This is a genomic window from Psychrobacter sp. K31L, from assembly GCF_017942195.1.
GTDB classification, from domain to species: domain Bacteria; phylum Pseudomonadota; class Gammaproteobacteria; order Pseudomonadales; family Moraxellaceae; genus Psychrobacter; species Psychrobacter glaciei.
On the sequence record NZ_JAGKSC010000003.1, the window covers coordinates 220881 to 233540 of the forward strand.

A 12660-nucleotide genomic window follows, 5' to 3' on the forward strand; every position below is an offset into this window, starting at 1 on the left:
TTGATGAGTCATTCGTTTAATATCGTTTATACAGTATAGCAGTGGCATAACGACCATCATAAAATTATGCTTTGATATTAAAAAACATATTAAACATGAGTGGCGCTATACCACACGTATAGCGGATTAACGATTAAATTGAAATAGTGGTATTGACGCCGCGGCTCGCCTCATCATCAAACCAGCGCGCAGTTACCGTCTTGGTCTGAGTATAAAACTGAACGGCTTGCTTACCATAAGGACCGAGATCACCAAGTTTGCTGGCACGTGAGCCTGAGAATGAGAACATCGGTAGCGGCACAGGAATCGGCAAGTTGATACCGATTTGACCGACCTGAATGTCTTGCTGGAATTTATGTGCAGCAGCGCCTGACTGGGTAAAGATAGCCGTACCATTACCATGTGGATTGGCATTAAGCAGCTCAATCGCTTCATCAAGGCTGGCGGCACGCATAATACAAAGCACTGGACCAAAAATTTCTTCTTTATAAATCTGCATATCACTTGTGACATTATCAAAGATAGTTGGCCCGACGAAGTTGCCTTTTTCATAGCCTTCGACGGTGATACCGCGACCATCAAGCAACAGACTAGCGCCTTCTTCTACGCCCGTACCAATCAAATGCTCAACACGAGCCTTGGCGGCAGGAGAAATCAGCGGGCCTAAGTCTTTATCATGCTTACCAGCTGAGACGATTAAGCCTTCTGCTTTGGCTTTAATGTCATCAATCCACTCACCAGCCGCACCGACTAACACCACGACTGACAGCGCCATACAACGTTGACCAGCAGCACCAAAGGCGGCACCCGCTAGTTGATTAAGCGTTTGCTCTTTATTGGCATCAGGTAAGATAACACCATGGTTTTTGGCACCCATCATGCACTGGGCACGCTTGCCTGATTTGCTGGCACGCTCGTAGACGTGTTTGCCGACGTTGGTTGATCCAACAAAAGAAACCGCCTTGATATCGGGATGGTCACAAATAGCATCAACGGTCGCTTTGCCGCCATGTACCACGTTTAGCACGCCTTCGGGTACGCCCGCTTCGACTGCCAGCTCAACCAAACGCATGGTGACCATTGGATCTTGCTCAGAAGGCTTTAAAATAAAAGTATTGCCCGTAGCAATCGCCATCGGGAACATCCAAAGCGGAATCATCGCTGGGAAGTTAAAGGGTGTAATGCCTGCACAAACGCCAAGTGGCTGCCAAATACTGTAGGTATCCACATCTGAGGCCACGTTTTCAACGAAATCGCCAACCTGTAAATTTGCAATACCTGCGGCATGCTCGACCACTTCTAGGCCACGGAATACATCACCACGAGCGTCTGCAATCGTTTTGCCTTGTTCAGCGGTCAAGATTGCTGCCAGTTCATCCATATGCTCACGTATCAACGCTTGGTATCTTAAAAAGATACGAGCACGAGTGGTAATCGATGTTTTGCGCCAAGTCTGAAAAGCCGCTTGGGCAGCAGCAACGGCTTGATTGATTTCATCATCTGTGGTCTGTGGAACTTTGGCAATGACTTCTTGGGTGGCAGGATCGGTGATATCAATCCATTCGCTGGTATTAGAATCAACAAACTGGCCATTGATGAGCTGCTGAACGTGGTGCATAAGATATCCTTATCTTGTTTGCGAGACTACCGCGTAACGGTATCTTTATAGTTATGGGGAGGATTAAAAATTCATAGGTTGCTACAAATCACATTAATTATAAAATGATTTATTACGTATCGTTATTGACTATAACAATAAAACAATTTTAGGGTCAAGGGCTTTGTTGAAGTTTTAGTAAAGGAGTTCCTTCTAAAGAAAAATATCCTTGTTAGTATGGGCGCTGGTAAAAGCCTATTAGCCTTCCGAATGGTATTTTTGACGGTAAATATGGACGCTAGACCTGAATGTTAAAGCTGAACTTTAAACCTGAACGTTAAACATAGACATCATAAATTTATATCAGCCATTATCTATTGATATAGTCAGAGCACTTTTAAACCGCTACAGTGTTACCCGTCCTAGATGCGCTCAGTGTACTAGCTGCGCTCGGTCGCCTTGTAGCGATTCTAAAATTCCTTGACTATAGGCTGAGACACCAAGAGTAAAATTTAAGAACAAAAAAAGCCCATGAGAGTCCATGAGCTCAAAGGTGGAATATGAGTAAAGAACAACATAAGTAGCAATATAAACAAATTTTATATATAAATTAGAGCGTTTACCTTGTTTCTAGGTAACAAACTATCATTCTACAAAGTATTAAAACGACCCAAACATTGTTCCTAAGGTAATCACTGTGATTAGTGCTATCAATGGGACTAGGACAGCCGTCACAAAGATATCTCTATAGGACTCTCTATGGGTGAGCCCACAAATAGCGAGCATGGTTATGATAGCCCCGTTATGTGGTAATGAGTCCAGCCCACCTGCCGCTAAAGAAGCGATACGATGCATCAGTTCAGGGTCAATATTATACTGCTCTGCTAATTGCATATAACTTGCGCCCATAATCTCTAGGGCAATACCCAACCCACCAGACGCTGATCCTGTGATACCCGCTAAAACATTAATCATGATCGCTTCAGATATCAATGGATTGCCTGGCGCAAACCCCATAAGGTACTGTTTGATAATGGCAAAGCCTGCAAGCGTCGCAATAACAGACCCATAGCCTACCTCTGATGCCGTATTAAAAATTGGCAGTAAAGATCCCATAGCGCCTTTGTTTAAACTTTCTTTTACACTGTCCATTCTTCTAAAATTAAATGCCATAACAAAAATACAAGCCAAAACCAACGATAGAATTATGGACCAAATACCAATGACCGAGCTTAGTTCTACCCCTCCAAATTTTTCATCAGCTAAGTAGCTGTTGCTCCACAAAGGTATTATGATCTTTGAAAAGACATAATTGCCTGATATGACGATGACAATGGGCAATAGTGCTAGCCAGAAATTGGGTATATCGTTGTTCGAAGGGCTGTCTTGTTCATTTAAAGTATGATTGCCATACCCTTCATTATTCACACGGGCAATACGAAGTTGGCGACTCATCCATAACATACCGCCACCCAGCATAATTATTGCGGCAATAATGCCTAATCCAGGCGCTGCAAACGCATCTGTCTCAAAGTAAGGCATGGGAATAGCGTTATGAATTGAAGGGGTACCCGGTAATGCGGTCATGGTCAGTGTTAAGGCACCAATACAAATCGCACCCGGTATCAGCCTTTTGGGAATATTGACGTGTCTGAACAAAGCAGCGGCAATCGGGTATATGGCAAAAGTAACCACAAAAGCGGATACCCCGCCATAAGTAAGAATAGCGCAAGCCAATACCACCGATAGCATGGCATGCTTGTCTCCTAATCTTGTCACTAAAGTTTTGGCAATGGCATAAGCATAGCCTGAGTCTTGCATCAGCTTGCCAAAAATAGCCCCGAGTAAAAATAAGGGAAAATACTTAACCGCAAAGCTGCCCATCCCCTCCATAAATATCTGGGTATACATTCCCATGCTTTGACTGCCAACGCCGCTTAGAACAACAGCTAGAATGGCAAGAACAGGGGCTAGTATTAAAACACTCACTCCTCGATAAGCAAAATACATTAACAATACCAAAGACAATACAATGGCAAAAATATCCATAACAGCAACTTCCTTTAGCGCAAACGAATAGGTCGTAGAAATGCACTGGGTAAAATTGGCTATTCTATTAAAGTGTGCCAAATATTCGACCATAGCTCCGAAAGAGACTACCTTTGAATATCAAACACACCATAACCAATAAAACCTAGGCTGATTATTTTCTAATAATCTTTCATAGACTGCTTAATCGCATCAATCGCTGCTGGATTGTCGAGTGTTGACATATCTCCTGTGGGCTTGTTTTCGGCCAGCGCACGTATGGCGCGGCGTAGTATTTTACCAGAACGGGTCTTTGGTACTGATTGCGGAAAATAAACCGCTGCTGGACGCGCAATGCCGCCAAGCGACTTGACGACTGCGCCAATGATTTGTTGTTCAAGGCGAAAGCGGTTTTCGGTTGTGGCCACTTGGGTGTGGTCTCTTAGCACACAAAACGCGATGGGTAACTCGCCTTTCAGCTCATCATGAATGCCCACCACGGCACACTCAGCCATCTCAGGATGGGTGCTAATCGCCTCCTCAATCTCTTGAGTACCAATCCGATGACCAGCGACATTGATGACATCATCGGTACGGCCGAGGATATAAAAGCAACCATCCTCATCAGTTACTGCATAGTCTGATGTAGAGTACTCATTGCCATCAGCTAAACTAAAGTAGCTGCTAATAAAACGCTCATCGTTACGCCATACGGTAGTCAGGCAGCCAGGTGGTAGTGGCGCAGTAATTGCCAGCAAGCCTTTTTCGCCCGCAGCACAACGCTCGCCTGTTTTTTCATTGATCACATGCGCATCATAGCCATACATCGGATAACCAGGTGAGCCTTGTTTGTGCGGTTTATCATCAAATTTTGGGGTATTGCTTAGGATGGGCCAGCCGGACTCAGTCTGCCAGTAATGATCTAAAATAGGCACGCCCAGATGTTTCTTTAACCAATCCGCTGTAGACTGATCAAGTGGCTCACCAGCTAAAAAGAAAGATTTAAGACTAGAGACATCATAGCGTGTCATCCAAGTTTCATCTTGCTTTTTGAGCATACGCACACCCGTAGGCGCGGTGAAAAGAATATTAACCTTGTTGGCCTCAACGATACGCCACCAGATGCCCGGATTGGGACGGTGCGGTAGACCTTCGTACATAACGCTGGTCATACCTGCCAGCAATGGCGCATAAATAGTATAAGAGTGACCCACTGCCCAGCCAATATCGGATATCGCCCAAAAAGTCTCCCCGGCTTTACCATCATAAATATAGTCCATCGAGGTCGTTAACGCCACAGCATGACCGCCTGTGTCACGCTGTACACCCTTTGGCGTGCCAGTAGTACCTGAGGTATAAAGTAAATACGATGGGGTATTGGACTCTAACCATACTGGATCAACGATGGCATTGGCCTCGCAGCTGATGCGGCGCTCAGTCGCATAATCGATATCTATCGCTTGCGCTGCAAAAGGTAAAATACCACGATCAACGACCAAGACATGCTCAGGCTTGGCTGTCGCTTGCTCTACCCCTTGATTGACAAGGTTTTTGTAATTGATAACTTTACCACCGCGCAGACCAGCATCGACCGTGATGACCATTTTTGCCTCGGCATCATCCATACGAATGGCTAAATTATGCGCGGCAAACCCACCAAATACCACTGAATGAATGGCACCGATACGCGCACAAGCCAACATGGCATAAGCGGCTTCCAGAATCATTGGCATATAGATGATGACTCGATCGCCCTCTCCAACACCATGACGTTGCAGCACATCTGCGAAGTAGTTGACCTCTTTGTATAGATCATTATAGGTTAGGCGACGCTTGGTATAGTCTGTATAGAACTCAACGTTATTGCCTAGATTGCTAAAAGCATCAGCCACGGTGGGAAAGGTTTCTATTAGCTCTTGATTGATCTCTGAGGACAGCCAAATAAAAGCATCTTGCTCAGCACGATCAGGCAGATGGCGATCGACGCAGTTATAGCAGAGATTGGTCTCACCGCCGACGAACCATTTAGCAAACGGCAAATTACTGTCATCAAGGATTTGTTCCGGCTCTTTATGCCAGTAGATACGTTTCGCTTGCTCTGCCCAAAATTGCTCGCGATCGTTGATAGAGCTGTGGTAAATATCAGCAAAGCTCGGGGTCTGAGTGGCTTGAGTTTGGCCGTTTTCAGAAAGTTCGGGTGCTACTTGGTTGTTGATTGGGTCGCTCATAATAGCTGTCCTTAGCGTAAACAAGATATGATGCAATATAGTTTTAAATATAGTTGTGATAAACAATATCGTAATGAGGTACTGGTCATCCGTGCCAGAACTGAAAAACCGATACATAATGTATCGGTTTAAAATGTAGCAGAGCTAACAATAAAGGTCAACTGTTAAGCGTTTAATCTGTTCGATCATAATGAATATTTAAATGCTTTAACAGCTGACGACTTTAGATAATGAGACACGTAAAGTTATACTTCGGTCTGATCGGCATACATCTCACGCATGACTTTTTTGTCGTGCTTGCCTACAGAAGTTTTGGGCAATTCATCAACGAACTTGAACTGACTGGGCACACCATACTTAGGAATAATACCGCGCTCTACCGCTTTCTCAGCAATGGCTTTGATATCTTCGACTTTGGTCCCTTGAGCGTTAGGCTTGAGCACCACTAATGCCAATGGACGCTCGCCCCACTGCTTATCACGAACGCCAATGACCGACACATCAGCCACTGATGGATGCAGCGACAAAATCGTCTCAATCTCTAATGATGAAATCCACTCGCCACCTGATTTAATCACATCTTTTAGACGGTCCGTGATTCTAATATAGCCATCAGGGCGGACATAGGCAATATCCTGAGTATGCATATAGCCGTTTTCCCACAGCTCTTTGCCAGCGTCATCATTTTTTAGATAGCTTTGGGTCAACCACGGTGCGCGCAGTACCAGCTCGCCCGTATTTTCTTCACCCGTACCAACTGGCTCATTATTCGTACTCCATATCTGGGCGTCCACCATAACCACTGGCTTACCAGTCATACAACGGCGAGCGATGTCTTCTTCTTCGGTCATTTCTGGCTCGTTGAGGCTAAATTCTGTCAGGCTAATGAGCGGTGCTGTCTCCGACATACCGTAGCCAGTATAAACTTCGATATCTTGCGCCAATGCAGACTTTGCTAACCCTTCGGTCAATCTTGAACCACCAATGATCATTTTTAGACCATTAAAACTGGCACCTCGATCTTGCGCTTCTTTGAGTACCATTTGCAGAATCGTCGGCACACAATGGGTGATACTAACTTTTTCGTTGATAATCAAATCGAGCAAAGTATCAGGCGCATAACGTCCCGGATAGACTTGCTTGAGGCCGACCATAGTCGCGGTAAACGGGAAACCCCATGCATGCACATGGAACATCGGCGTCATCGGCATATAAACGTCGCCGTTACTCACGCCTTGTTTGTTCGGCAACATACCCAGTGTGGCGGCTTCTGCCATACTATGTAGTACCAACTGACGATGACTAAAAAACACGCCTTTTGGATCGCCTGTGGTGCCTGAGGTATAAAAAGTCGTTGCAATCGTGTTTTCATCAAAATCTGGAAACTGAAAAGTATCATCAGCGGCTTCTAGCAATGCCTCATACTCACCCGTTACGCGACTTTGGTTATCACCAAAAACGCCTTCTACCGTCATACCGTTATCATCTAGCCAAATAATATGCTCGATACTAGAGTTTTCAAACTGATAATCCTTCACCAGTGCGGCAAACTCAGAGTTCAGCATCAGCACTTTTGGTTTTGCATGATTGATGGTGTACAGCACCTTTTCTGGTGATAGACGGATATTGACGGTCTGCAAAATATACTGCGACATCGGCACCGCAAAGTAGGATTCTAAATAGCGATGGCTATCCCAATCCATGACGGCAACCACATCACCAGTATCAAGATTTAGGTCGGCTAAAACATTGGCCAAGCGATTGATACGATTAAACAGATCTTTATAAGTGAAGCGCTTTTTATCCGCATAAACGATTTCTTGATCTTGTGAGACAGTTTTGGCACGGTTTAACAATTGCTTAATCAGTAATGGGAACTCATAAGCAGCTGGCGCACTGTGATAGATATTTGACATAAATCTGACGTCCTTGTTAATTATTTACAGTAATTTTAATGGCTATTAAAGGGTTTGAGGCGAACTGAAATTATTATTTTAATAAAAAATATGCTCGACAAACCTTGTAATGATAGTAAGAAAAAACCTCAACCATGTAAAGGCTGCTTACGTAAGTATTAGGATAGTAGCTGTGATTTTTATGCCATATTTGACGAGCTATATATAGCTTAAGTGGTTCGGGGTTTGGTTTTTATCATGCCAAAACTGGCGACCGATAATGCCAATACTTGCACGAATAATAGCAACCATACGGTAAGTGACCATTGACCGCGCGCGTACGCTATCCCGCATAGCCATGCCCCTAGAGTGCCACCTGCATAATAGCCCATATAGTATAAGCCAGAAGCCAGTGAGCGACCTTTTTTGACATTGACCGCGATATAGCTAATCGTTGCCGCCTGAGTGACGAACACGCCAGAGGACATAATCGCGAGCCCTACAACAATACCCCAAAGTGGCGTCACCAGCGTCAATAACATCCCAAATATCGACACAATAACGGCCACCCGAACGGTTCGTGCTGAACCGAATCGACGTAGCAATGTAGAGGACAATGGCGTAATGACTACCCCAATTAAGTACACCGCAAAAATATTGGCCAGCGCACCCGTACCGAGCTCATATGGCGTGCCTGTTAGGTGCAAATTAATAAAGGTAAAACAGCCAACTAATGAGAATAATACACAAGCACCAAGCAAACAGGCTGTCACGACGTAACGATTGGTCAAATGCTCACCCAGCGTCTGTATCGCTGAGCGAAAGTTCGGATTGGCTTCAAAGTGACGCGATGAGGGTAGCATTTTACCGACCCAGAGCGCACCTATCAGCGTCATCGCTGCCATCACATAATAGCCGGCACGCCAGCCGATAAGCTCGTGTAAATGCCCGAGCAAAAACCGTCCCATAAAGCCGCCAAATACCGAACCTGAGACATAAAATGACATCAACTCAGTGACAGCTCGACCCTCAAACTCTTCTCCGATATAGGCAATGGTCACCACGGTAATACCGGGCACAGAGAGTCCTTGTATGAAGCGCCATATACCCATCCAACCAATGCTAGGGCTTTGCGCAATGAGCGCCGTCGGTATCGCTAAAAATAGCAAAGCACCAACGATAAATGACTTACGCCCGACCGCATCAGAGAGCATGCCCAAAAACGGTGACATGATGGCGATTGCCAACACGGTTGCCCCAACGATCATACCGGCTTGCACTTCAGTCGCCGCAAAATCTACCATCAGGACGGGTAGCACCGCTTGAATAGAATACACTTGTAAAAAAGCGAACATGCCAATCAAGCCAAAAGTGAGCTTTAAAACCCATGACGTTGAATGATTTGGTGAGACAGAAGGCTGTGGGACGGTATTTTGGGTCTGGTCGGTAGAATGATTCACAAGAAGGCTGACTTTATTGGTTATGCCACGACAGTGATACACACCTGTTATTGGCTTGGATGAGAGACGGGTGACAGAGCTATGTTCTAAACACGCTGCACAATAAATCTAGTTGCACGATAAATCCAGAAGGTAAGACAGTCTCTTTAAATGATACATTCATATCGTAAAGACAAGCGGTTTATGTTATCACATCAAGCCATATACTCAGTTCTAGATGTGTTATTGGCACTACATTAGCTCTGTTATTTAACCAATAGATACCGACGATTTTATGTCTATGATGCCCACGTCATCTATAGAAATTCACTTCTTTAAAGCAGCCTCGCTTTACCTTTTAAATTTGCACTGCCACCTAGTCGCATCCGATACCGTGCAGACAGCGTACAGCTTTGACAATGACAAGATTAATGTCTACTATTGTTTTGCCTTAAGTATAAGATAAAACAATATAACTAAGCCGCTCAGCACAAGTACACGACTTTCACTTAAAAGAATATTTATCATGATAAAAAATGCTTGGCTTAAAAAAGCCACTATCGCCATGGGCGCACTGATTTTTTCTGTGCCAATTTTGGCTGAAGTCAGCTTATCAGAAACCACGACTATTTCAGCAAACGAAGCATTACCCACAGTGCCAACATTACCCACAGTGCCATCAGACTGTATTGCTGATAGCGCAATCACGGCAGCTGCTCTGTCAGATACTCGTGATAACGGCCCCTTCTCTGTCAGTACCAAACACGTTGCGCGCCAATCAGCAAAGGGCTTCGGTGGTGGCACGATTCACTACCCGACCGATGCTATCGGTTGCGGCTTGTTAGGTGCTATCGCTGTGGTTCCGGGTTACGTGTCTTACGAGGCTGCTATCAAATGGTGGGGACCGCGTTTGGCTTCTTGGGGATTCGTCGTTATCACTATCGATACCAACTCTATCTATGACGATCCGAATAGTAGAGCGACCCAATTGAATGCCGCACTAGACCACATAATCGCTGATGATACCGTTGGCAATAAGATAGATCCTAAGCGATTGGGCGCTATCGGCTGGTCTATGGGCGGTGGCGGTGCGCTTAAGCTAGCAAAGGAGCGCAGCACAGTACGAGCCATTATGCCACTCGCACCCTATCATGACAAAAGCTATGGCGAGGTAAAGACACCAACTTTAGTCATCGCCTGCGAGCGTGACCGTATTGCCACCAATGAGAAATATACCAATGTTTTTTATCATAATGCCACCGGCCCCAAGATGAAAATTGAGGTGGACAATGGCAGTCATTTTTGTCCAACCTACCGCTTTAACGAGATACTGCTGAGTAAGCCTGGTATCGCGTGGATGCAGCGCTATATCAATAATGACACACGCTTCGATAAATTTTTATGTGCCAACGAAAACTACAGCAAGAACCCTCGTATCTCTGCTTATGATTATAAAGACTGTTCGTAAAGCGGTGTATAGGAATGGTGACATTTGCTTTAATTACTCCTTTATTTGCGTACTATTATGACTTAAGAAAACTTAATATGGCTTAAGAAAATTTAAATTTAGCGATGACTCTTAAATTGGCTATGACTTAAAGGAGACTGTCTACAATGAAAGACCAGATACATGATTTGGGTGCAGGTTTTTGGAATATTCGCGGCTCGTTCGTGAGACAAGGCATGATTGATATAGGCAATCAATCAGCATTGGTAAAATTATCCTCTGGAAAGTTTGTGCTGCTGGACAGTTATACCCTCACTGGGGAGGTCCGCGCGCAGGTAATGGCGCTGACCAACAATGGGCAGGACATAGAAGCGGTACTCAATGTGCATCCTTTTCATACGGTGCACTGTGCGCGAGTAGCAAAAGACTTTCCACATGCTCTATTTTATGGCAGTGCACGTCACCATAAGGAAGTGCCAGAAGTGAATTGGAGTGCAGATTACGTTGAAAGTGCAGCGGTCGCCGAGCGTTATCCTGAGCTTAAATTTTCACTGCCAAAAGGCATTCACTATATTGCTCCTGATGACTCTGTACATTCGAGCTCGCTCTTGGTATTTCATCCTGCCAGCCAAGGTCTATATGTCGACGATACCATCGAGACGCCACCTTCGAAGCGATTTAATGCGGTACAAGCAAGTATAAACTTACATGCTACAACCATAAAAGCACTCAAAGATGAGCCAAATGCTGGCAAAGATTATTGTGATTGGGCCATCAACTTGGCGCATGACTGGCGTGACGTGCGTAACTTTTGTAGTGCACATTCAGGTTTGGTAGTGTTTGAAGAAGGTGAATTTGAAGCAGCGCTATTAGCAACTATTGACAGCGCCCGTCCTGAGCTTGAGAAGGCTTGAATGACTTAAACAAATCCAAGAAACAATAATAAATAACAAGCGTAAAAAAGCTATCAACATCAAAAAATTCTGAAAAAATATGGGTGGTTCATCACAATTTGTCTTGAACTTATGGTGTCGATGGAATATTGCCCTTTCTGACATCCTTTTTATAACAGACTTTACGCCTGTCATACGTCATTATCCATATCTTGGTATTTATAGTTGCTTATATTTAGTGGCTTAAACTTAGTGACTTATATTTAGTGACCTATATTTAATTGCTTACATTTAGTGATCTACTATTTTTATAGTCACCCATAACTACCCTATTAAATTGCTACACCTCATCATTGATCAATTAAGGAACAATATTTATGACAGACAAAATTATAGATTTAGGCTCAGGATTTTGGAACATACGCGGAAGCTTTCGCATAGGTGGAGTGCTAAATATCGGCACTCAGTGCTCACTGGTCAAGCTGGCATCGGGACGCTTTATATTTTTGGACAGTTACGCCTTGACGGGTGACGTTCGAGATGAAGTTATGGCACTCACCAATAATGGTCAAGATGTCGAAGCGATACTTAACGTTCATCCTTTCCACACGGTAAGCTGTGCACAAATGGCAAAAGACTTTCCGCAAGCAACATTCTATGGCAGCAGCCGTCATCATAAGGAAGTGCCAGAGATTAAGTGGGCAGAGGATTTGGTTGAGAGCGAAGCGGTGGCACAGCGCTACCCTGAATTAAAATTTTCGTTATCTGAAGGTGTCCACTATATCTCGCCTAACGAGATGATCCATGCAGGTTCTTTATTGGCTTATCACCCTGCCAGCCAGAGCTTACACGTTGATGACACTTTTATGAGTCCCCCAATGAAATTACTAGAGGCAGTATTACCTGAGCTGATATTGCACCCTACTACCAAAAAAGCACTCAAAGATGAGCCAAATGCTGGTGCACAGTATTGTGACTGGGCGACCAACTTGGCACACGAATGGCGCGAGGTACGCAATTTCTGTGCAGCGCATTCTTATCTGGTTCGATTTAAAGAAGGTGAGTTTGAAAAAACACTGCTAAAAGCCATTGATAAAGCACGTCCAAAGCTAGAAAAAGCATAGCTTGTACCG

The 12660-nt window shown here is 44.5% G+C and carries 8 protein-coding genes; 3 read left to right on the forward strand and 5 right to left on the reverse strand.

What is annotated here, in order from left to right; all coding sequences use genetic code 11:
- Positions 1-133: 133 nt before the first annotated feature.
- The 5 genes from J5X94_RS06430 to J5X94_RS06450 all read right to left on the reverse strand — a co-directional run bounded on the left by J5X94_RS06430 (position 134) and on the right by J5X94_RS06450 (position 9112).
- Positions 134-1618 carry a CoA-acylating methylmalonate-semialdehyde dehydrogenase gene (locus J5X94_RS06430; RefSeq protein ID WP_210540664.1) on the reverse strand — a complete coding sequence of 495 codons (1485 nt, stop codon included), beginning with the start codon at positions 1616-1618 and terminating at the stop codon, positions 134-136.
- Positions 1619-2257: 639 nt separating this feature from the next.
- A complete protein-coding gene (locus J5X94_RS06435; protein ID WP_210540665.1) occupies positions 2258-3646 on the reverse strand; it encodes a GntP family permease in 1389 nt (462 codons plus the stop codon).
- A gap of 161 nt (positions 3647-3807) precedes the next feature.
- Positions 3808-5853, reverse strand: a complete 2046-nt coding sequence (locus J5X94_RS06440) for a propionate--CoA ligase (protein WP_210540666.1) — start codon at positions 5851-5853, stop codon at positions 3808-3810.
- Positions 5854-6098: 245 nt separating this feature from the next.
- Positions 6099-7769 (reverse strand): fatty acid--CoA ligase, encoded by a 1671-nt coding sequence (locus J5X94_RS06445; RefSeq protein WP_210540667.1) that lies wholly within the window; start codon positions 7767-7769, stop codon positions 6099-6101.
- A gap of 209 nt (positions 7770-7978) precedes the next feature.
- A complete protein-coding gene (locus tag J5X94_RS06450) occupies positions 7979-9112 on the reverse strand; it encodes an MFS transporter (RefSeq protein WP_210540830.1) in 1134 nt (377 codons plus the stop codon).
- A 601-nt stretch (positions 9113-9713) separates the two neighbouring features.
- On the opposite strand from J5X94_RS06450, the gene J5X94_RS06455 reads away from it, so the two are divergent.
- From J5X94_RS06455 to J5X94_RS06465, 3 genes are all read left to right on the forward strand, one after another.
- A complete protein-coding gene (locus tag J5X94_RS06455; protein ID WP_210540668.1) occupies positions 9714-10655 on the forward strand; it encodes a dienelactone hydrolase family protein in 942 nt (313 codons plus the stop codon).
- A 146-nt stretch (positions 10656-10801) separates the two neighbouring features.
- Positions 10802-11548 carry a hypothetical protein gene (locus tag J5X94_RS06460; RefSeq protein ID WP_210540669.1) on the forward strand — a complete coding sequence of 249 codons (747 nt, stop codon included), beginning with the start codon at positions 10802-10804 and terminating at the stop codon, positions 11546-11548.
- A gap of 356 nt (positions 11549-11904) precedes the next feature.
- Positions 11905-12651 (forward strand): hypothetical protein, encoded by a 747-nt coding sequence (locus J5X94_RS06465; RefSeq protein WP_210540670.1) that lies wholly within the window; start codon positions 11905-11907, stop codon positions 12649-12651.
- Positions 12652-12660: the final 9 nt, after the last annotated feature.